Here is a 20,419-nt window from a genome sequence, read left to right as displayed (position 1 = left end):
GCGCTACCCTCCCAGGCGACCGGTTTACCATCTCTAGTGTTCTGGACAGTATAGAAAAAAACCCGGTTCGGGGGAACGTAAACTCTGTGTGTAGAAGCTGCTATTTCGGGCAAACTCGCATGATTTTTAGCTTGAACACCCAAAATCCCGTTCATGCACATAGTATGTACATTTTAGCGTCCAATTTGAGAACTTGTTGATTCGCAACAAAAACGGCCCCGCACACATGTACGGGGCCGTTGATTTGTATCGGTTCAAAGACCGGATTTAGTCGCCGGATTTCAGCGCTGCACCCAGGATATCGCCCAGCGATGCGCCCGAGTCGGAAGAACCGTACTGTTCCACGGCCTCTTTCTCTTCGGCGATCTCGCGTGCCTTGATCGACAGGCCCAGACGGCGCGTCTTGCTGTCGACATTGGTGACGCGGACGTCGACTTTGTCGCCGGTGTTGAAGCGCTCAGGGCGCTGCTCAGCACGATCACGCGACAGGTCCGAACGACGGATGAACGACTTCATGCCTTCGTATTCGACCTCGATGCCGCCATCTTCGATCGCGGTGACTTCAACGGTGATGACCGAGCCACGCTTCACGCCGCCCACGGCTTCTGCGAACTTGTCACCGCCCAGGGCTTTGATCGACAGAGAGATACGCTCTTTCTCAACGTCAACTTCCGAAACGACGGCCGAAACCATGTCGCCTTTGCGGTAGTTCTGAATCGCATCCTCGCCACGCTCGTCCCAGGACAGGTCGGACAGGTGAACCATGCCGTCGATGTCGCCTTCGAGGCCAATGAACAGACCGAATTCGGTGATGTTCTTGACTTCGCCTTCGACCTCGGTGCCCTCGGGGTGTGTTTCTGCAAACACTTCCCATGGGTTGCGCTGAGTCTGCTTCAGGCCCAGAGACACGCGACGCTTGGCGCCGTCGATTTCCAGAACCATGACGTCGACTTCCTGGCTGGTCGAAACGATCTTGCCGGGGTGGACGTTTTTCTTGGTCCAGGACATCTCGGACACGTGCACCAGACCTTCGACACCGGCTTCCAGCTCGACGAACGCGCCGTAGTCGGTGATGTTGGTGACGCGACCTTGATGGACCGAGCCCAGCGGGTATTTCGCAGCAACCAGATCCCACGGATCTTCCTGCAGCTGCTTCATGCCCAGGCTGATGCGGTGGGTCTCTTTGTTGATCTTGATGACCTGAACCTTGATGGTTTCGCCGATCGTCAGGATCTCGGACGGGTGGTTCACACGACGCCATGCCATGTCGGTAACGTGCAGCAGGCCGTCAACGCCGCCCAGGTCAACAAATGCACCGTATTCGGTGATGTTCTTGACGACACCCTCGACGGTCTGACCTTCGGACAGGTTGCCGATAACTTCGGCACGCTGTTCGGCACGCGATTCTTCCAGGATTGCGCGACGCGACACAACGATGTTGCCACGGCGGCGGTCCATTTTCAGAATCTGGAACGGTTGCTTCAGACCCATCAGCGGGCCAGCGTCGCGCACGGGGCGAACGTCAACCTGCGAGCCGGGCAAGAACGCAACTGCGCCACCCAGATCGACGGTGAAGCCACCTTTAACGCGACCAAAGATTGCACCTTCTACGCGCTGGTCGTCGGCATATGCTTTTTCCAGACGGTCCCATGCCTCTTCACGGCGGGCCATCTCGCGAGAGATGACAGCTTCGCCACGGGCGTTTTCTGCGGCGCGCAGGTAAACTTCGACCTCGTCACCTACAGCGATTTCAGGGGCTTCGCCAGGATTTGCGAATTCTTTCAGATCAACGCGGCCTTCCATTTTATAGCCTACGTCGATGATGGCTTGGCCGGCTTCGATCGCCAGAACCTTACCTTTGACAACAGAACCCTCTTCGGGTGTGTCCATTTCGAAGCTTTCATTCAGGAGGGCTTCGAATTCCTCCATGGATGCGTTAGCCATGTGGCGTCATTTTCCTTTACATATGTTTTTGCTGGCCGAGCGGTTGTTTCCGCCGGTCTTGTTTCATGGTGTCTGCAGGCGTGACCCAGTGCGCATCTGACTACACAAACACAAAAGGCCGAGGTAACCCGGCCCTGCTCAGATACGTCATCCGGACGTTAACCGCCCTTGTTCAGACAGCGCGGGTATAGGCTGGTTCCGCCAGATACGCAAGGGCAAAGCCTAAATCTCGGCACCGCAGCGGGTGTCGAAGATTATTCTGCCCATGCCTAAGCGCCCTAGAACAATTGCAGGTCCTTCGCACCGCTTTGGATTTCGGCCAGGTTCGGCATGTTCTGCACCACAACCGGAGCCGGCTTTGCGCCCGGCATGGCCACAGTGGGTTTCACTGCAGCCGCCTTGCCAAAAGCTGGCTTCTTCAGTTCACCCCGAATATCGCGCAGAAGCGTTTTGTGATCCGGCATTGTTTGCAGAATCTCGTTGAGGTGCATGCGCGCGCCCTTCCACCAATGGAACCAGATAGGTTTCTTCAATGGACGCAGACGATCGCGGATGCCTTCGCCATAGCCCGTATCATAGACCTGTTTGCCCAGCAGAACCGTCTGATAGACGCGATGATCGAACAGGGATACGAACTCGATATCATGTTCCATCGGCAAGCGATGCTGCCAGAGTTCAAGGTTCTCGGCCAACCGATCAGGCAGTTTCATTTCGGTCCGCGCGTCGATCCAGTATTGGTCATCGGTGCGGTTGCCAAGGCGATAGTGCAGACAGATGAACTCCAACACCTCGTTATAGAGCTTGTCCATCTGTCGGTTGTAACGCTTCCGCAAGGCTGGTTCGATGTCCTGCGTCGGCAGATGCTCGGCAAACCAGCGCACGGCATGGTCGATCATGTGGATCGCGGTGCTTTCCAGCGGCTCGATGAACCCGCCAGACAGGCCGATCGCCACGCAGTTCTTGACCCACGCGTTACGCACGCGCCCAACACGCATCGGGATCACGCGCGGCGTCAGACCCTTGCCGCTGTCGCCCAGCCACTCAAGATATTCATCTGCCGCCTGATCATCCGTCCGGTGCGCAGATGAGAACACATAACCAGTACCCACTCGGTTGAAGAGCGGCACGCGCCATGTCCACCCCGCCCCAAGCGCGGTTGAGCGGGTCAGGCTTTCGATCTTCTCTGGATCTGGATGTTCAATCTGCAACGCCATGGCCCGGTCGTTCGGCAGAAAGTCCGAGTAATCCATGAAGGGCTCACCCAGAGCCTGATTGATGATCAGACCACGGAACCCTGTGCAGTCAATGACCATTTCGATGTCGTGACGGCCTTTCCGCTCCAGCATCAGGTGACTGACATTGCCCTGCTCATCCAGCTCGACCGATTGCACCTCATCCTGAATATGCTCAACACCGCGCTTGGTACACACCTTGGTCAGCATGCCCGCGAACTTCACGGCGTCCAGGTGATAGGCGTAACCAAAGCGCTGCTCGAATTCCGGTGCCCCCAAGGGCCGCGCGCCTTTGCACATCCGTCCCAGATCATCATGCGGTGAGATGGACTGCGTGAAATCCCGATCTCCGTTGCCAAAACGCAGGAAATACTCGGCCGTCTCCAACCCCTCCAGCATCTGACCATGGGCAAACGGGTTCACATAGTCGATGCGATTGCCCTTGGCGTCCTTGTTCCAATTGCAGAACTTCACGCCCAGCTTGAATGAGGCATTGGTTTCGCGAAAAAAGTCCCGTTCGGAAATGCCCGCTTGCCTCAGCGTAACCGGCATTCTCGGAACCGTTGCCTCACCCACACCGACGGTCGAGATATTGGGGCTTTCGATCAGGCAGATACGTGGGCGATCCTTGGGCGCGGAGGTGCGCGACAGCACCATCTCCAAAATCAACGCGGTCATCCAGCCCGCGGTCCCACCACCCACGATGGTGATTTTGCGCAAACGTTTGGTCATGTTTGTCTGTCCCTGTTGGCTTAGGGAATTTTGTGGCCACTTCCCCCTTTTTTGGAGGTTTCCGGCGGCCTTCCCTTTATTGCTTGTGTGGGGAGCATAACAGTTTTGTTACATCTGGCTAGGGCCCTGTCGATGTGGCTATTTTACCCTTCTTGAGCAGATACTTAATGGGTTTCACTTGGTCTTTTGGCCCCAAATTGATAGCGCCAAAAATCCGGCAACGCCGAGCTGTGTCAAATTGAAACGCGGTCACATTCCGATTTCAGATTTCCTCGCCCTTTTTCAAAAGCTCATCGATCAGCGCACGCTGCAGATCGCCGCTGTCACCCCCTCCGAACTCAGCCGCTCCGCCCGAATACAGAGTGCCATAAGTGTTTGCGATGTTCACCGTCTGCGCCAGGCCCGAGATCAGCTGATCCTTTTTCAGCGGCGACAGCGGGTGGATGAACACGGCCCACAGGGTTCCGTTGGCAATCGCATAGCGCGCGTCCAGCGTGCTGTCGAAATTGGCCTGCATCATCCGTTGCAGATCCTCCACAGACAGATCTGCCGTGCTGCTGATGGGCACCATAGCGCGCATTCGATCGGCCACTACATCGGTGATCACCAGAACCGGCACATCCGCAATGGTGATCTGGAACCCTGGCCCGCTGGGCTGCGTCTCCGGATCAAGCGCAAAGAGAATCCTGCCCAACCGCTCATATGTCATCGGAGGTTCGCCCTCAGGCACGGGCGGTTCGGCCTGTTGCGCGCTCACGCTGCCGGCGATGAGGAACAAAATCACAGCTAGTCGGATCATGAGGCCGCTCCCATAGTTGCCCCCCTACCTTAGAAAGCAACCGGGTCACTGGCTAAACAAAGCTGTGTGAAGTGTTTTTGCGTGCAATCCGGATGTTTGAACGATCTGCATAGTTTCGCGGTCTATCTGCGATTACGCGTACAAAGCCTCTGTCCTAACTTTGTCACATCGGCCGAGGGGATACCTCAGCTCTGATCTGATAATGAAAGGATGACCTAAATGAAATCGCTCGTATTCACTGCTTTTGTTGCTGCGCTTGCCCTGTCGGCCCCGGCCTTTGCTGCGGATGAAATCAATGTCTCCAAAGGCATCTCGGCGGCTGGTGCGCCGCTTGCTGCGCATGGGGTGGATCTGGTCGCACTGGTCAACAGCAGCAACCCGGTCGAGGGTTTTGCAACCCACTCGGCCACCTATGATGGCGCGTCCTACTACTTCACCACCGCCGAAAACCGCGAGGCGTTCGAGGCCAACCCGGCGGCCTACCTGCCCCAGCACGGCGGCTTCTGCTCGTTCGGTGTCTCGGTTGGCAAGAAGTTCGACGGTGACCCGGATCAGTATCTGATCGCGGACGGCAAACTGTTCCTGTTCCTGAACGCCGAAACCCGCGCAGCCTTCCTGAAAGACGTGGTTGGCACTGCCAAAACCGCCGACGACCAGTGGGCAAACATCAAGAGCGTCGCCGTCGGCGAACTCTGATCTCCTAAAACAACGGCCCGCAGCTACGCTGCGGGTCTTTTCTGTGCGATGATTTCGACAGCCTGTGCCAGAGTGTCGTCGATGCTCAGTTCGGACGTGTCCAGCAGAACGGCATCTTCGGCGGGTTTCATGGGGGCGGTGCTACGCTCCGCATCGCGCGCGTCCCGTTCGCGCACATCGGCCAAGACCTGATCACGCGTTACATCAGACCCTTTGGCGCTAAGTTCCAAAAACCGGCGTTCGGCCCGAACCTCAGCGCTGGCGGTGATAAACAGCTTCACCTCAGCCTCGGGGCAAATCACCGTCCCGATATCGCGCCCATCCAATACTGCCCCGCCTGCGCGTTGGGCAAAGGTACGCTGGAAATCGACCAGCGCGGCCCGCACCTCAGGGATGACAGCAACTTTTGACGCCGCCTGCGCGATCTCAGCCGTGCGCAGATCGCCTTGCTCCAGTTCCTCTGCGGTCAGGGCTTGGGCCGCAGCGACGGGGTCGACTCCATCCAACACGCGCCGCCCGACCGCACGATAAAGCAGCCCCGTATCCAAGTGCGCAAACCCGAAATGCGCCGCGACGCCTTTCGAGATCGTCCCCTTGCCCGCCGCCGCTGGGCCATCAATGGCGACGGTAAAGATCATGTCCGTTTGACCTTGGCACCCAGCGAGGCCATCAGCGGCTCGAAAATCGGGAACGAGGTTGCGATCGGGCCGCCATCATCGACAGAGACGGGCGTTTTCGCACCCATGCCCATCACCATGAAGGACATCGCGATCCGGTGGTCCAGAAAGCTCTCGCAGGTGCCGCCGCCGGGAACATTGCCGATGCCCAGCCCGTCGACCGACCACCAATCGTCGCCCTCATTCACAGTCACACCATTGGCCCGCAGACCCCGCGCCATAGCGTCGATCCGGTCGCTTTCCTTGACGCGCAGCTCTTTCACGCCGCTCATCATCGTGGTGCCGGTTGCATTAGCCGCCACTACGGACAGAACCGGATATTCGTCGATCATCGAGGCGGCGCGCTCGGCCGAGACCTCGATCCCCTTCATGTTAGGCGAGTATTTAGCGCGCAGATCGGCGACGGGCTCACCACCCTCTTCGCGTTCGTTTTCATAGGTCAGGTCCGCGCCCATCTCACGCAGTGTTGTGAACAAGCCCGCGCGGGTCGGGTTAAGGCCGATGCCTGGCACCAGCACGTCCGAGCCGGGGGTGATCAGCGCCGCACAAACCGGGAAAGCTGCGCTCGACGGGTCACGCGGCACGGCAATGACCTGAGGTTTCAGCTCGGGTCGACCGGTCAGCGTGATCACGCGGCCCTCATCTGTATCTTCAACGGTAATCTCGGCCCCGAAACCGGCCAGCATCCGTTCCGAGTGATCACGGGTTGCTTCTTTCTCGACAACAATGGTCTTGCCGGGTGCGTTCAGGCCCGCCAGCAGAACGGCCGACTTTACCTGCGCCGAAGGAACAGGAACTTGGTAGCGAACCGGTGTCGGATCCGCTGCGCCCACGATGGTCATTGGCAGGCGTCCGCCCGAGCGGCCAACTGACTGCGTGCCAAACAGCGCAAGCGGATCGGTAACCCGCGCCATTGGACGTTTATTCAGGCTTGCATCACCCGTGAAGGTCGCCGTGATCGGAGACGTCGCCATCGCGCCCATGATCAGCCGCACGCCGGTGCCTGAGTTGCCGCAGTCGATCACCTGATCGGGTTCGGCAAAGCCGCCAACGCCCACTCCATGCACGGTCCATTCACCGCCGCCATGGTCGGTCACCTCGGCCCCGAAGGCACGCATGGCTTTGGCAGTGTCCAGTACATCCTCGCCCTCAAGCAGGCCCGAGATCTTGGTTTCCCCAACCGCCATCGCGCCAAGGATCAGCGACCGGTGCGAGATCGACTTGTCGCCGGGCACCTCAGCCGTTCCGTTCAACGGGCCGCAGGGATGCGAGGTCATCGGGATGGGCGTGCCGTGTCCGGACATGGGGGCTCCTGTTTTCGCTATCAGTCCATGCCGATTAGCGAATTGGGGCCAGTTGGTCCAGCGGCAATGAGGGGATGGGTGCCTCTCAGGTCTCTCCCAGCCACTTTGCCGGGTTTTCCTCGGCGATTTGACGAAAGATCTCTTCGCCCAGAACGTTGCGCAACCGGATACAGACCGCCTTTTCCGACAATGCCTGCTGCCGGGTTATGTAGTAGTCTGAGCCGAACAAAACGCGCGACCGCAGGCGTTCGCTTTCCTCATCCTCGCCCATCAGGAATAGGCGCAGGAACGGCGCATAGTCTTCAAACTGGAAAAGAGTGTAGGAGATATCCGTCCACAGGCCATCGTAGTCTTCGCTGCCGATCATCGTGCGAATGGATCTCAGCCAATTCCGGTTGAATGCATCGTCCAAAGGGTCGCGGTTGTCAGGATTTACATAGGCATTCCAGTCACGCTGCCCGCCAAAATGAGCCAGACATATACGCAGGTCAGGAAAGGCACGCATCACCGGGATAAATGCCTCTGGCTCGGTATAGCGGTCGGCCCAATGGTCGGAAAGGTACCGCCCCTGCACCCCGCCACGTGAACAATGCGACATCACTGGCAGGTTCTTGTCCTGCAACTGCGGATAGACATGTTGCATCAGAACTGGGTCATTCGGTGCAAACCCCAAACGAGGATAGAGCTTGAGCCCGCGAAACCTCAGATCGTCAATGGCGCGCCACAGCTCGGTGGCTTGAGGGTCGGCCCGCGGGTCAATCGTTGCGAAGGGAATCACCGAGGGGCCAACCTCAGGGTCAGTGGCCAGCTTCGCCAGTTCGTCGTGCTGGTCGTGCAGGGGCACCTCAGGCGCGCCGAAGCCAAAGGCTGACAGATCCATCGGCAAGACGACAAAACGGGTATTGCTGGGGTAATGTCGCTGCAGGTTATCCAGAATCTCGCGCTGGCTGCCCTCATCCGTTTCCTGCTGAAAACGATAGAGCCGATCCAATTTTTCGGCGACGCCAGGCTGGCCGATCAGTCTGGCACCGAAAGCCAGAGCCTTGATCAACCATGGCATCTTCTTGAACGGTTTGAGCGCCGGATAGGGATAGTCCTCGGGCACGTGGCGCGAGTGAAACAGATGCGTATGGCAGTTGGTAATCCGAATATCAGACATGGTAATCCTTGAAATAAGCTATGCTGAAAACGCGTAACGCGCACAGCCTAGCATAGCGTGCAGGATTACAAAAATTTGAAACCGATCAGGCGTCTGTCCGGCGGAAGGTCAGATAGTGCGGTGTCCGCCCTTCCCGCAGGGCCTTTTGCTCATAGCGGGTCGAGATCCAGTCGTCCCAAGGCTCGCGCCAATCGACAGGGCGTTCAGCCAACCACTCGAAACCAGCGCGGGGTACTTCCTCAAGCGTCTGGCGCACGTAGTCAGGAATGTCGGTGGCAACACGGAAGATCGAGCCGGGCTTCAGGACACGCGCCAGAGGCTCCAGATGTTCGGGCGTCACGAAGCGGCGGCGGTGGTGGCGCGTTTTGGGCCACGGATCTGGGTAGAGCAGGAAGGCGCGTGAAATGCTGGCTTCTGGCAGCACATCGAACAGGTCGCGCGCATCACCGGGATGCACCGCGAGGTTTTCGACCCCAGCCTGACGGATCTTGCCGAGCAACATGGCGACGCCGTTGATGTAAGGCTCGGCCCCGATGATTCCGATATCGGGGTTGTTCGCGGCCTGATGCACCAGATGTTCCCCACCGCCAAAGCCGACTTCAAGCCAAACATCCTCACCGCCAAACAGCGCATCGAGGTCCAGCGGGTGGCGTTCGGGGTTCGTCTCCCAATCCACGGCACCGGGCGACAAGGCTTCGAGGTCTTCGTTCAGATACGTCTTCTGGCTTTGCTTCAGGGTTTTGCCCTTGAAGCGACCATAGAAGTTTCTGCGGGGTCGTTGGGGTGTCTGGTTGCTCATGGCGGTGCCCTTACTGTGGCGGGCGCCGTGTGACAAGGGGCTGACCCTCGGAGTATCTCGAAAAAGAGAAAGGGCGCATCCGGCGAGACGCGCCCCTTTTGTCTTGGATCAGACTGCCGCTTTCAGGGCTTCGATGAGATCAGTGCGTTCCCAACTGAAACCGCCATCGGCTGCGGGTTCACGGCCGAAATGACCGTAAGCTGCGGTGCGTTGGTAGATCGGCTTGTTCAATTGCAGATGCTCACGAATGCCGCGCGGGGTGAGGTCCATGACCTGACCAACGGCTTTTTCGATCACGGCGTCAGCAATCTGGCCGGTTCCATGAGTGTCGGCGTAGATCGACAGCGGCTTGGAGACGCCAATAGCATAGCTCAACTGAATGGTGCAGCGTTCTGCCATACCGGCGGCAACCACGTTCTTGGCCAGGTAACGCGCAGCATAAGCAGCTGAGCGGTCAACCTTGGTTGGGTCTTTGCCCGAGAACGCTCCGCCGCCATGAGGGGCCGCGCCGCCATAGGTGTCGACGATGATCTTACGGCCAGTCAGGCCTGCGTCCCCGTCCGGGCCGCCGATCACGAACTTACCGGTCGGGTTCACGTGCCATTCGGTATCGGCGCTCAGCCAACCTTCGGGCAGGGTCTCAGAGATGTAGGGCTCGACGATCGCACGGATGTCGTCCGAGGTCAGCGCTTCATCCAGATGCTGCGTGGACAGAACGATCGAGCTGACGCCAACGGGCTTGCCATCGCGATAGACGACTGACAGCTGCGATTTCGCATCTGGGCCCAGCGCTGGTTCGGTGCCGTTTTTACGCACTTCGGCCAGACGACGCAGGATTGCGTGCGAATACTGGATCGGGGCCGGCATCAGCGCAGGTGTTTCCGTGGTGGCATAGCCAAACATGATGCCCTGATCGCCCGCGCCCTCATCCTTGTCATCTGAGGCATCGACGCCTTGAGCGATATGAGCGGACTGTTCATGCAGCAGGTTCGTCACTTCGACTGTTTCGTGGTGAAACTTGTCCTGCTCGTAACCGATATCCTTGATACAGGCGCGCGCGATCTCGTCGATGCGGCCCATATAATCGTGCAGCTTTTCCTGATCAGACAGACCTACTTCGCCACCGATGACGACCCGATCGGTCGTAGCAAAGGTTTCGCACGCCACGCGCGCTTCGGGTTCTTCATTCAGAAATGCGTCGAGTACGGCGTCCGAAATCCGGTCGCAAACTTTATCCGGGTGCCCTTCGGAAACCGATTCCGAAGTAAAAGTGTAGTTCTGTCGGGACATAAATGTGCTCCATTGAAGTTCCTCTGCCACGCCAGGAAGCCGTTGTGACAGGCACCAAGGGCATACGCGCCTTGCGAAATGGCGTCAATCGGAAACTAGGTGCTGCGCGGCCGCGGCATGCGCCACAACAACACGGCCAACAAGAGCGAGACCAAGAACACGGGCAGGTCCCCAATGCGGGAATAGACGGTTGGTGCAAGAGGCAGCGGCAGATCAGCGTCTACGAACCCCGCCTGCCCCAAAGGAAGCGATGCGGTAATCCGACCCAAAGGATCGATCATCCCCGAAATGCCGGTGTTGGCGGACCGCATAAGTGGCAGCCCCTGCTCAATCGCCCGCATCTGGGCCTGGGCAAGATGCTGGTAAGGGCCGGAACGGGTTCCGAACCATGCATCATTGGTAATCTGCAAGATGAAATCGGTCCGTTCCGGCGCGCCGTTGACGTCTTGGGGAAAGACGGCCTCGTAACAGATCAGCGGCAGGGCTTTACCCAGCTTGCCCGCCTGCATCACCGCAGGCCCTGGCCCAGAACTGAACCCATGACCAGCCGTTGTGGCCATGCCGTGAATACCGAACCGGGCCATCAGGTTTCCGAACGGTACATATTCGCCAAACGGGGCCAGATGGTGCTTGTCATAAAGACCCGTCTGCTGCCCGTTCTCATCGAGATAGATCATCGAGTTGTAGATGCGCGGGCCGTCCCCTCGCTGAATGCCCAGAATAACCGAAACGCCCTGAGCCGCGTCCGTGGCGGCCTCAAGATAAGGATCGGCGCTGCTGAGCCACGCCGGAATTGCAGTCTCGGGCCAGACGATCAGGTCGGGACGTGGCTGTGCCGCGGTGAATTCGATCTGCCGAGCGAAGAAAAGGGGCGCATATGCAGGATCCCATTTCTGATGCTGAGGCGCATTCGGCTGGATCAGTCGGACAGTGTTTTCACCATACTCTATGGTCGGCCTGCTGGAGGCGTAGACCATGGCAAGAGCGGCGGCACCGGCGAACCCAACGACCGGAACCAAAAGCGAGCGGAGAGCCACAGGTTGCGACATCGCCACCCCAAGCGGAAACGTCACTGCGAAGGTCAGCGCAGCCAGCCCATACGGACCAACCAAAGACAAAAGTTGCGCAACCGGTGTGTCGACCCAGACCTGCGCAACCCCGGCCCAGGGGAAGCCGGTCAGAAGATAGCCACGCCCAAACTCAGCCAGCGACATTGTAAGGGCCAGCAACACAGCCTGTCGTACAGCCGGAGCATCAACCCGCCGCGCCGCCCAGAATGCTGCCGCCCAGAACAAGGCCAGGCCGCCAGCCATGAAAACCAGCGCAAACGGAGCCATCCACGCATGGCGCTCGGCGTCCACTTGGAAAGGCTCGATGATCCAACTCAGCGCATGGGCGAAGTAGCCGGTGGCAAAGGCCCAGCCCAACCACGCGGCCCGCGCGCGGGTTTCACAGGCTAGAAAGAACGCGGGAATTAGGGTCAGCGCAATCAGCGTCAGCGGCCAGTAGCCAAACGGCGCCAAGCCATAAGCGCCCAGCGCCCCCAAGGCAGCTGCGGCACCAAGTCTAAGCCAGAAAGGCCAACCCCGGACAGGGATCATGCAGCGACGTCCGGCAACATGACGCGCAGACGCTTGATGCGGCGCGGGTCGGCATCGATCACCTCGAACTCCGGGCCTTCGGGATGCAGTACAACCTCACCCCGCGCCGGAACACGACCCGACAGCATGAAGACTAGACCGCCCAGAGTTTCGATCTCTTCCTCGTCCACATCCTCGTGGCTGGTCAGAGAACGTCCGATCTCGGCCTCAAAATCCTCAAGCGGAACGCGGGCCTGAACGACGTAACAACCCGGCTTTTCCTGCAGCCAAAGCTGATCTTCATGCGCGTCATGCTCATCGGCGATTTCGCCGACGACCTGCTCAATCAGGTCTTCGATGGTTAACAATCCGTCAACGCCGCCATATTCATCGATCACCAACGCCATGTGACGGCGTTCGGTCTGCATCTTGGTCAGCAAAACACCGATAGGCATCGAGGGCGGCACAAACAGCAGCGTGCGCAGCATCGAGGTCAGGTCGAACTCGGCTCCGCCACCATTGAACCCATGGGTTAGAGCAAAATCCTTGAGGTGGACAAAACCCAGCGGCGTATCCAGCGTACCTTCATACACGGGTATCCGCGACAGGCCGCTTTTGCGAAAGACCTGAGCCAGTTCATCCTTGGAAATCGTTGAGGGAACCGAGACGATTTCAACGGTCGGAATGGCGACATCCTCAACCCGCTTGCGACGCAGGTTAACCATGCCGCGATGTTGATTGTCGGCTATTTCATGCCCGTTGACCGGAGCGCTTTGCTCCTCTTCGGCCCCTGAGATGGCATCCATAATCCGCGAAAAGAAACCGCTTTTCTCTTCAATGTCCAAATTCTCAGACTGCGCGCTTTGCGCCGCCCTAGAACTGCCGTCTGTATCGCCCATTGTCCTCTTCCAATTGATCGGGTGAAATAACCCGCTTCACCTATTATATGGGTCATTGATACCCAGTTTGCCAAGTATCTTGACCTCAATCCCTTCCATCAAGGTCGCATCGAGGTCACGAATGTGATCATACCCCAGCAAATGCAACGTTCCGTGAACGATCAGATGCGTCACGTGATCAGACATGGATTTGCCCGCCTCAGCAGCCTCGCGCGCGCAGATGTCGTATGAGATCGCGATGTCCCCAAGGGCGATTTCGCCGGTAAAATCGGGTTCCGGCAGTTCGGGCGTTTCACCTGCGACATCCGCTGCGAGGTCTTCGGCGGGCCAGCTCAGAACGTTCGTCGGTGTCGGCTTTTCCCGGAACTCGGCGTTCAGTTCGGCAATTCGGGTGTCATCGCAGGCCAGCACGCTGACCTCACACAAATCCGGATCCAGCTGGCAATGGTGCAGGACCGCTTCAACCGCGCGCAAGGACAGAGGCTCCAGCCCCTGCCATCGGTCGTCTTCCACGGTAAGTTCAAGGTTCATCCTGTCGCCTCAAAGCCTGTTGTCGGGCTTTGAGTTATCCTGTCTCGCGCCCTGAATCGGCCTCATACGCTTCGATGATTGCGGCGACAAGCGGATGCCGCACCACATCTTTCGAAGTAAAGTAGTTGAAGCTGATATTCGGGATCGTTTTCAGCAGACGTTCAGCATCTGCGAGCCCAGATTGGACCCCACGCGGCAAATCGACCTGAGACCGGTCGCCCGTGATGACCATACGGCTACCCTCGCCCAGACGAGTCAGGAACATCTTCATCTGCATGGTCGTCGCGTTCTGCGCCTCATCCAGCACCACAAAAGCATTGGCCAAAGTCCGCCCTCGCATAAACGCCAGCGGAGCGATCTCGATTCGCTTTTCCTCGATCAGTTTGGCGAGCTGTTTTCCGGGCAAAAAGTCGTTTAGCGCGTCATAAAGCGGCTGCATATACGGATCGACCTTGTCCTTCATGTCGCCCGGCAGATAACCCAGCTTTTCGCCGGCCTCGACCGCAGGACGGCTGAGGATGATGCGGTCCACATGGCCACCGATGAACATCGACACGCCCACGGCAACGGCCAGATATGTCTTACCGGTACCCGCTGGGCCGATTCCGAAGGCCAGTTCATTCTGGAAAAGCGCCTGCACATAGGCTTTTTGCGCATCCGTGCGGGGTTCGACCAGCTTTTTGCGGGTCTTGATCTCAACGGTACCGCCCTTGAACATCTCAAGCTGGTCGCCGTCTCGACTACCGGTCCCCTGTTCCGAGCCACCCATTCGCAACTCTCGGTCCACGTCAGCGGCTTCAACATCGCGCCCGCCTTCCAGACGGGTGTAAAGGGCCTGCAAAACCTCAATGGCGTTTTTCTGCGAATCCTCTTCACCCATCACCACCAACTGATTGCCGCGGCGCACAATCTGGACCGAGAGCTTCTGTTCTATCTCGGTCAGGTTGCGGTCATATTCGCCACATAAATCAATCAACAAGCGGTTGTCTGGGAATTCTACAAATGCCTCGCGCTGGGGCATCTCATCTTGCGGTGGGGTAAGGGCACCGATGGCCAATCCGTTCTCCTGTCTTGGCGTTTCACCTTGAGCGTAGACAAGAACTCGGACCGGGTGCAAGCCACAGTTTCAAAAATTCGCACGGCGATGACAAAAGCGCCGATCTGGCGCTTTGCTCTGGTTTAGAACTTGTAGTTCAAACCGAACCTCAGACCGCGATAGTTCGGCGTGGATTTTGTCGAAAAACCCGAAGAGAATTCAATATCCTTGGAGTCGAACTGGACATATTCATACTCACCTGTGATCGACCAGTTTTCCGTCAGATAGTGTTCCGCACCAATGCTGAGCGAGAACCCGTTGCGCCGATCCGAGGCCTCAAACGACTGCGTGCCAGTGGTGGAGGAAATACTGTTTGTGGTCTCTACGTCACCCCAAAGGTAACCGACACTGACGAAATAAAGGATCCGCCCGCTGCGGTTAGTTAGGCCATTCCGAAACCGCAAGGTGACAATATCCGAGACTTCTGACCCGCCTTGAACCGTCTCAGAGCCGACTACGGTGGATACACTGTCGTCCAGCGATCCGAAATCATATCCCAGCTCAAATCCATATACATAGTCACGACCGCCCCGAGCCGGCAGGACACCGCGCCAGCCTCCGCGCACACCGCCATAGGTTCCGCTGATGTCCTGATCGCCGATTGCAAAAGTATCGGTTGGCGTGGTCAAACCGAAACGGTCGTCGCCCCCACCGCCATACCCGGCCGTCAAACCGAGATAAAAAGCACTGACATCGTCGCTGAAGCGCTTGTTACTGATCACCTCGGGATCAGAAATGTCCCCCGTTTGATCACTCGCCCACGTCGCGCTGGCCCCAAAAGCCGCCAAAGTTGCGACCGACACAGACCAGAGACCTCTGCACTTCAGAACTACCACTCAATACCCTCCATCGACGCCACTTTCGTGATCGGCAAAAACAAACCTTCCGCAAGCGGTCGAGGCCCATCAGAAAACTTGGCTCCTCTCGGAACATAGTTCCAATTCATAAATCAAGGGTAAATTTTAGATATATTCGTACTCACACGACGTGCCCGCAAAGAACCACCTTATTGCAACAGTTCCCCGGCCAAAGAGTTCGCGCCAGACTTCACGATACGCACCTTCCGCAGGTTTCCCACGTTCAGATCAGACCCAACCACGTGCACCGAGTGAAGATAGTCCGATTTTCCAACCATTTGCCCTTCGAGCCGCCCGGGCTTCTCAAACAGAACGCCGACAGTGCGACCGACCATGGAATCTTGAATCTCGCGCTGATGCTTGGTGATCAGAGCTTGCAAGCGTTGTAAGCGGTCATCCGCCGCCGCCGGGTCAACCTGGGCGCGTTCCGCCGCCGGAGTCCCCGGACGGGTCGAGTACTTGAACGAGTAGGCATAGCCGTATTTGACCTGCTCGACCAAGTCCAAAGTCGCCTGGAAATCCTCTTCAGTTTCTTCTGGGAATCCGACGATGAAATCCCCCGACATCACGATATCCGGACGCGCAGCGCGGATACGTTCAATCAGGCGCAAATAGCTGTCCGCCGTGTGGCTGCGGTTCATCCGCTTGAGGATCCGGTCCGACCCTGCCTGCACCGGCAAGTGTAGGTAGGGCATCAACTTTTCACAGGTACCATGAGCCTCAATCAGATCATCTGCCATGTCATTGGGGTGCGAGGTGGTAAAACGGATACGCTCCAGACCGTCGACCTTGTTCAATTCCCAAATCAGCCCGGCTAGCGTCATGTCGCCGTTGGGACCGGCACCGTGATAGGCGTTGACGTTCTGACCCAGCAGAGTGATCTCGCGCACGCCACGTTCGACCAGATCCTGCGCTTCACGAATGATGCGGTCTGCAGGGCGACTGACCTCGGCCCCACGGGTATAGGGCACAACACAGAAGGCGCAGAACTTGTCGCAACCCTCCTGTACCGTCAAAAACGCCGTCGGGCCGCGTTTGGCCTTGGGACGGTTCTTGAGCTTTTCGAACTTGTCCTCTTCCGGGAAATCCGTGTCCAGAGCTTTGGCCCCCTCGCGGGTTTTGGCCTCCATCTCCGGCAAACGGTGATAGCTCTGCGGTCCAACCACCAGATCGACTAGGGGCTGACGGCGCATAATCTCTTCGCCTTCGGCCTGTGCAACACAGCCTGCTACACCGATTTTGAGATCGGGCTTATCTGCCTTCAGCCCCTTGAACCGGCCAAGCTCGGAATAGACCTTTTCGGCAGCTTTTTCGCGGATATGGCAGGTGTTCAGCAGGATCATGTCTGCATCGTCCGGCGATTTGGTCTCGACATATCCCTGCCCGCCCAAGGCCTCGGCCATACGCTCGCTGTCATAGACATTCATCTGACAGCCATAGGTCTTGATAAACAGCTTTTTGGGTTCAGACATGGATCGGGCCTTTGTAGTCGCTGGATCGGCGTCATCTATATGCTTCGAACGCCGCTTGCAATGCCGGCGCAATTACCCGAATTTGGCGAAACTTTCCAGCAAGACGCGAATGAAAACCGGCGATGCAGTACGAATCCCTCGACAGCCTTCTGAATTCAGGCCAATCCGCCCTGTCAAAAGGCCCCGTGGCACTTATTTTCGCCGAAGACGAGACCGAGGTCGAAAGTACGCTACACCACCATCTAAGCCTCGGCTTCAAGTCCGTCGTGGCCTTTATGCCCGCCGAATTCACCCTCAGCGAGGACCTGTCCGCGCGGATACATCGCGTGACGCACAGATGCGCACCCCGGACTGTGGTGTTCGACGCGATCAACCGCATCACAAAAGCCGCACCCAGCGTCTGGATGTACTACTGCTACAACGCCGAATACCTGTTTTACCCTTTCTGCGAAACACGCAGCGTAGGGGAATTGCTGGCCTTCCACGCCGAGGAACGCCGAAACGCAATGTTGTGCCACGTGATCGACCTCTATGCCGGCGACCTGACACAGTTCCCGAATGGTGTAGCCCCCGATCAGGCCATGCTGGACAGCACCGGTTACTATGCCCACACCCGCCACGATCCCACGGGCCGCCCGGTCGAGCGCCAATTGGACATGTCCGGCGGCTTGCGCTGGCGGTTCGAAGATCACATTCCCTATGAACGCCGCAGGATTGACAGAATCGCCCTGTTCAAGACCCGCAAAGACCTGGTCCTGCAGCCCGATCACACGTTCAACGAGGCCGAATACAACACCTATGCCTGCCCTTGGCATCACAATCTAACGGCTGCGATCTGCTCATTCCGGGCGGCAAAAGCTCTGAAAAGCAACGCAGGTTCGGCCTTCGACATCTCCAGCTTCCGTTGGCACAATTCCGTCTCGTTCGAATGGACATCGCGCCAATTGCTCGATCTGGGATTGATCGAACCCGGCCAGTGGTTCTAATCCGCTCTTCACCTGGCTGAAAACATCCCGGGGGAGGCGCCGCAGGCGGCGGGGGCAGAGCCCCCTATCGCTGCAGCAGCATCGGGAACCAGTCTTCCCGCAAACGCTGACCGGGCGTCATGTCATGCCCCGGAAACGGAGGCGACGTGCGGCCCGGACGCTCGACATAGCGCGCATCATCCCCGACCAGCCTTAGTGAAAACGCCCGACGACGACTGTCCGAGTGATTCCCCCGCGCCCCATGCAGGGTACGGTAGTTGAACGCAACCGCGTCGCCGGGTTCCATTTCGAACTCGACCACTTTCATCCCTTCCACATCCGGATCGGGGACCGGAATGTACTGGCCTTCATCAGCAAAGAACCCCTCTTCGCTGACCCAGCGGGTCGGCAGCACCTCTTTCTCCCACCTGTGCGATCCCGCAACACAGCGTAGGGTGGCTTGCTTCACCGGATCCAAGGGCGACCAAAAGCTGATCGTCTGCTGCCCTTCGACAAAGTAATATGGCCCGTCCTGATGCCAGGGCGTCGCCATCGAGGTGCCCGGCTCTTTCACCAGTACATGGTCGTGAAACATCTGCACGGTTTTCGACTGCATCAGGTCCGCCGCGACCTCAGCTGCCGGAGAGGTCTCGATCACTTCGCGGAACTGCGGGATACGGGTCCAGTTGCAGTAATCATCAAAGAACAGCCCGGTCTGCCCCTCTTTCTTGTTGTCCGAGGCATAGGGTCCCGGCTCGGTCATATTGGCGGCAACCCCGTCGCGCAACGCGTCCACGTGATCGGCAAAAAGCCCTTTGATCAGGACAACCCCGTCTTCCTGGTAGGTGTCGATCATGTCCTGAGAAACAAGAGGGTGTGGCATGGCGTTCTCCTTGTGCTTGACCCGTTTAAAGGACAGCAAAGCCATCTGTTCAAATCATATCTTTCGAAGTAATAATTAACGTGATGTTATATATCTCGCTGCGCCAATACGAATATGTCTGCGCCATCGGCCGCCATGGCAGCTTGTCTGCCGCAGCCCACGCGCTGAACGTATCGCAACCTGCCTTATCGACAGCCCTGACGCGGGTTGAGTCGCTTCTGGGATATCCGCTGTTCATGCGTCGACGAGGGGCGGCGATGACCACAACCCCTCAGGGCCGCCTTTTCATCGAACAGGCGGAAAAGCTGTTGCACTCTGCCGCGCAGATCGAAAATCCGACAGATGCGCCGCACGGGTCTTCACACCTGCGGCTGGGCTGTTTCATTGACCTGGCACCGTTTCATCTGGCCTCTGCCTTGCGCAGTCTGCAAACTGTCCTGCCCGATGTGACCATCACCTATCACGTGGACAGTTTCGAGGGGTTGCTGGACGGTCTGGTCAACGGTCAGACGGATATCGCGATCACATATGACCTTGGCATGGATGCAGGGTATACCCGGCAAGAGCTGTTCGACAGTGTCCCGCACGCTTTGGTCCCACCTGATCACCCGCTTGCAACAGCCCACAGTGTGACTTTGGCCGATCTGGAACTGGAACCCCTGATCCTGTCAAAGGAGGGGCTGTCCGCGCAGCACGTCCTGAACCTGTTTCGGCGCAAAGGCCTGAACCCAACAGTCGCCCACAGGGCAGCTACGCTTGAGATTCAGCGCAGCCTCGCAGCCCATGGGGAAGGAATCGCAATCAGCTATGCCAGCCCAAAAAATTCGACGAGCTACGACAATCGAATGCTGACCCGCCTGCCAATTTTGGACAAGGATGCTGCTGAGCCTGTCGTCTTGGCGCGCCACGGAACCGGCCCCGTCGAAGCCACATTGGCCTCAGCGGAACGTTTCCTGTTTGATGCGCTGTCCGAAACTAGACCTGAGGTTTCTTGCGAAGACGGATAACTACGTCGACCGAGGCGATCTCGACCCCTTCCGGTGCCTGCGGAAGGCGCTGGATCACCAACTCTTCGGACGGTGCGTCACTCAGCCGGCTTTCGTCTTCCCAATAAAAATGCGGGTGATCATGGGTGTTGGTGTCAAAATAGCTTTTCGACCCATCCACCGTGATCTCTTGCAGTACGCCCGCATCGCAGAACGCGCGCAGCGTATTGTAGACGGTCGCAAGCGAAACGGCATCGCCCTTGGTCTTGGCCGAGTCAAACAGGCTTTCCGCTGTGACATGCCGGTGACGACCATCGCCCACAAGCAACTCGGCCAGCGCAACACGCTGTCGCGTCGGGCGCAATCCGGCGCTCTCCAACCAGTCTGTAGCTATCTTACGGCTCTGAGGTGTCATGAATCCGATACCCATTTTTGCTGCTTATATATATAGGGGCGCAGGGATGCCAATTTCAAATGAAATTCATTCGCAAAGACCGCTAGGTCGCAACATCATCCGG

At 58.0% G+C, this 20,419-nt stretch carries 19 protein-coding genes and 1 riboswitch; of the genes, 3 read left to right on the top strand and 16 right to left on the bottom strand.

What is annotated here, in order from left to right:
• Nucleotides 1–267: 267 nt before the first annotated feature.
• The 3 genes from rpsA to ACR0JF_RS09825 all read right to left on the bottom strand — a co-directional run bounded on the left by rpsA (nt 268) and on the right by ACR0JF_RS09825 (nt 4,707).
• Complete coding sequence (gene rpsA / locus ACR0JF_RS09835; protein ID WP_170377709.1) at nt 268–1,944, bottom strand: 30S ribosomal protein S1; 1,677 nt, start codon at nt 1,942–1,944, stop codon at nt 268–270.
• A 278-nt stretch (nt 1,945–2,222) separates the two neighbouring features.
• Nucleotides 2,223–3,908 carry a tryptophan halogenase family protein gene (locus tag ACR0JF_RS09830; RefSeq protein WP_170659898.1) on the bottom strand — a complete coding sequence of 562 codons (1,686 nt, stop codon included), beginning with the start codon at nt 3,906–3,908 and terminating at the stop codon, nt 2,223–2,225.
• 262 nt (nt 3,909–4,170) lie between these two features.
• Nucleotides 4,171–4,707 (bottom strand): hypothetical protein, encoded by a 537-nt coding sequence (locus tag ACR0JF_RS09825; protein ID WP_170659897.1) that lies wholly within the window; start codon nt 4,705–4,707, stop codon nt 4,171–4,173.
• A gap of 219 nt (nt 4,708–4,926) precedes the next feature.
• Between ACR0JF_RS09825 and ACR0JF_RS09820 the strand changes: the two genes are divergently transcribed.
• Complete coding sequence (locus ACR0JF_RS09820) at nt 4,927–5,403, top strand: YHS domain-containing (seleno)protein (protein WP_170659896.1); 477 nt, start codon at nt 4,927–4,929, stop codon at nt 5,401–5,403.
• 23 nt (nt 5,404–5,426) lie between these two features.
• On the opposite strand, the gene cmk is transcribed toward ACR0JF_RS09820, so the two are convergent.
• From cmk to miaB, 11 genes are all read right to left on the bottom strand, one after another.
• Nucleotides 5,427–6,041, bottom strand: coding sequence for a (d)CMP kinase (gene cmk / locus ACR0JF_RS09815; protein WP_170659895.1), 615 nt, complete (start codon nt 6,039–6,041; stop codon nt 5,427–5,429).
• Nucleotides 6,038–7,384, bottom strand: a complete 1,347-nt coding sequence (gene aroA, locus ACR0JF_RS09810) for a 3-phosphoshikimate 1-carboxyvinyltransferase (RefSeq protein ID WP_170659894.1) — start codon at nt 7,382–7,384, stop codon at nt 6,038–6,040. The genes cmk and aroA overlap by 4 nt, the downstream gene beginning before the upstream one ends.
• A gap of 85 nt (nt 7,385–7,469) precedes the next feature.
• Nucleotides 7,470–8,543 carry an amidohydrolase family protein gene (locus tag ACR0JF_RS09805; RefSeq protein ID WP_480669205.1) on the bottom strand — a complete coding sequence of 358 codons (1,074 nt, stop codon included), beginning with the start codon at nt 8,541–8,543 and terminating at the stop codon, nt 7,470–7,472.
• Nucleotides 8,544–8,628: 85 nt separating this feature from the next.
• A complete protein-coding gene (gene trmB, locus ACR0JF_RS09800) occupies nt 8,629–9,342 on the bottom strand; it encodes a tRNA (guanine(46)-N(7))-methyltransferase TrmB (RefSeq protein ID WP_170659892.1) in 714 nt (237 codons plus the stop codon).
• A 108-nt stretch (nt 9,343–9,450) separates the two neighbouring features.
• Nucleotides 9,451–10,632, bottom strand: a complete 1,182-nt coding sequence (metK, locus tag ACR0JF_RS09795; protein WP_170659891.1) for a methionine adenosyltransferase — start codon at nt 10,630–10,632, stop codon at nt 9,451–9,453.
• A 5-nt stretch (nt 10,633–10,637) separates the two neighbouring features.
• Nucleotides 10,638–10,686, bottom strand: a riboswitch (SAM-SAH riboswitch).
• A 41-nt stretch (nt 10,687–10,727) separates the two neighbouring features.
• Nucleotides 10,728–12,233 carry an apolipoprotein N-acyltransferase gene (gene lnt, locus ACR0JF_RS09790; RefSeq protein ID WP_170659890.1) on the bottom strand — a complete coding sequence of 502 codons (1,506 nt, stop codon included), beginning with the start codon at nt 12,231–12,233 and terminating at the stop codon, nt 10,728–10,730.
• Nucleotides 12,230–13,111, bottom strand: a complete 882-nt coding sequence (locus ACR0JF_RS09785) for a hemolysin family protein (protein ID WP_170659889.1) — start codon at nt 13,109–13,111, stop codon at nt 12,230–12,232. The genes lnt and ACR0JF_RS09785 overlap by 4 nt, the downstream gene beginning before the upstream one ends.
• 36 nt (nt 13,112–13,147) lie before the next feature.
• A complete protein-coding gene (gene ybeY / locus ACR0JF_RS09780) occupies nt 13,148–13,642 on the bottom strand; it encodes an rRNA maturation RNase YbeY (protein ID WP_170659888.1) in 495 nt (164 codons plus the stop codon).
• A 34-nt stretch (nt 13,643–13,676) separates the two neighbouring features.
• Entirely contained in the window at nt 13,677–14,699 is a 1,023-nt protein-coding gene (locus tag ACR0JF_RS09775; RefSeq protein ID WP_170659887.1) for a PhoH family protein, read from the bottom strand.
• 122 nt (nt 14,700–14,821) lie between these two features.
• Nucleotides 14,822–15,574 (bottom strand): outer membrane beta-barrel protein, encoded by a 753-nt coding sequence (locus ACR0JF_RS09770; protein WP_170659886.1) that lies wholly within the window; start codon nt 15,572–15,574, stop codon nt 14,822–14,824.
• A 170-nt stretch (nt 15,575–15,744) separates the two neighbouring features.
• Nucleotides 15,745–17,067, bottom strand: a complete 1,323-nt coding sequence (miaB, locus tag ACR0JF_RS09765; RefSeq protein WP_170659885.1) for a tRNA (N6-isopentenyl adenosine(37)-C2)-methylthiotransferase MiaB — start codon at nt 17,065–17,067, stop codon at nt 15,745–15,747.
• Between the two features lie 122 nt (nt 17,068–17,189).
• Between miaB and ACR0JF_RS09760 the strand changes: the two genes are divergently transcribed.
• On the top strand, nt 17,190–18,053 hold the full coding sequence (locus ACR0JF_RS09760; protein ID WP_170659884.1) for a hypothetical protein: 864 nt from the start codon (nt 17,190–17,192) through the stop codon (nt 18,051–18,053).
• A 64-nt stretch (nt 18,054–18,117) separates the two neighbouring features.
• Here the strand turns inward: ACR0JF_RS09760 and ACR0JF_RS09755 are convergent, their stop codons facing one another.
• Nucleotides 18,118–18,915, bottom strand: a complete 798-nt coding sequence (locus tag ACR0JF_RS09755; protein WP_170659883.1) for a phytanoyl-CoA dioxygenase family protein — start codon at nt 18,913–18,915, stop codon at nt 18,118–18,120.
• Nucleotides 18,916–18,998: 83 nt separating this feature from the next.
• Between ACR0JF_RS09755 and ACR0JF_RS09750 the strand changes: the two genes are divergently transcribed.
• On the top strand, nt 18,999–19,922 hold the full coding sequence (locus ACR0JF_RS09750; protein ID WP_170659882.1) for a LysR family transcriptional regulator: 924 nt from the start codon (nt 18,999–19,001) through the stop codon (nt 19,920–19,922).
• Here the strand turns inward: ACR0JF_RS09750 and irrA are convergent.
• Nucleotides 19,891–20,316, bottom strand: coding sequence for an iron response transcriptional regulator IrrA (gene irrA / locus ACR0JF_RS09745; RefSeq protein ID WP_170378119.1), 426 nt, complete (start codon nt 20,314–20,316; stop codon nt 19,891–19,893). The genes ACR0JF_RS09750 and irrA overlap by 32 nt on opposite strands.
• Nucleotides 20,317–20,419: the final 103 nt, after the last annotated feature.

It is taken from the genome of Ruegeria sp. BG11, assembly GCF_056538565.1.
Note: the sequence above shows the minus strand (reverse complement) of the source record. Positions and strands in the feature narration are given on the sequence as shown.

Bases quoted from the DNA above. Each gene is read 5' to 3' on its own strand.
- aroA (WP_170659894.1), bottom strand. From the start codon at position 7,384: ATGTCCGGACACGGCACGCCCATCCCGATGACCTCGCATCCCTGCGGC.
- miaB (WP_170659885.1), bottom strand. From the start codon at position 17,067: ATGTCTGAACCCAAAAAGCTGTTTATCAAGACCTATGGCTGTCAGATG.
- cmk (WP_170659895.1), bottom strand. From the start codon at position 6,041: ATGATCTTTACCGTCGCCATTGATGGCCCAGCGGCGGCGGGCAAGGGG.
- lnt (WP_170659890.1), bottom strand. From the start codon at position 12,233: ATGATCCCTGTCCGGGGTTGGCCTTTCTGGCTTAGACTTGGTGCCGCA.
- metK (WP_170659891.1), bottom strand. From the start codon at position 10,632: ATGTCCCGACAGAACTACACTTTTACTTCGGAATCGGTTTCCGAAGGG.
- ACR0JF_RS09785 (WP_170659889.1), bottom strand. From the start codon at position 13,111: ATGGGCGATACAGACGGCAGTTCTAGGGCGGCGCAAAGCGCGCAGTCT.
- ACR0JF_RS09760 (WP_170659884.1), top strand. From the start codon at position 17,190: ATGCAGTACGAATCCCTCGACAGCCTTCTGAATTCAGGCCAATCCGCC.
- ACR0JF_RS09830 (WP_170659898.1), bottom strand. From the start codon at position 3,908: ATGACCAAACGTTTGCGCAAAATCACCATCGTGGGTGGTGGGACCGCG.
- rpsA (WP_170377709.1), bottom strand. From the start codon at position 1,944: ATGGCTAACGCATCCATGGAGGAATTCGAAGCCCTCCTGAATGAAAGC.
- ACR0JF_RS09805 (WP_480669205.1), bottom strand. From the start codon at position 8,543: ATGTCTGATATTCGGATTACCAACTGCCATACGCATCTGTTTCACTCG.
- ACR0JF_RS09820 (WP_170659896.1), top strand. From the start codon at position 4,927: ATGAAATCGCTCGTATTCACTGCTTTTGTTGCTGCGCTTGCCCTGTCG.
- irrA (WP_170378119.1), bottom strand. From the start codon at position 20,316: ATGACACCTCAGAGCCGTAAGATAGCTACAGACTGGTTGGAGAGCGCC.
- ACR0JF_RS09750 (WP_170659882.1), top strand. From the start codon at position 18,999: ATGTTATATATCTCGCTGCGCCAATACGAATATGTCTGCGCCATCGGC.
- ACR0JF_RS09825 (WP_170659897.1), bottom strand. From the start codon at position 4,707: ATGATCCGACTAGCTGTGATTTTGTTCCTCATCGCCGGCAGCGTGAGC.
- trmB (WP_170659892.1), bottom strand. From the start codon at position 9,342: ATGAGCAACCAGACACCCCAACGACCCCGCAGAAACTTCTATGGTCGC.
- ACR0JF_RS09755 (WP_170659883.1), bottom strand. From the start codon at position 18,915: ATGCCACACCCTCTTGTTTCTCAGGACATGATCGACACCTACCAGGAA.
- ybeY (WP_170659888.1), bottom strand. From the start codon at position 13,642: ATGAACCTTGAACTTACCGTGGAAGACGACCGATGGCAGGGGCTGGAG.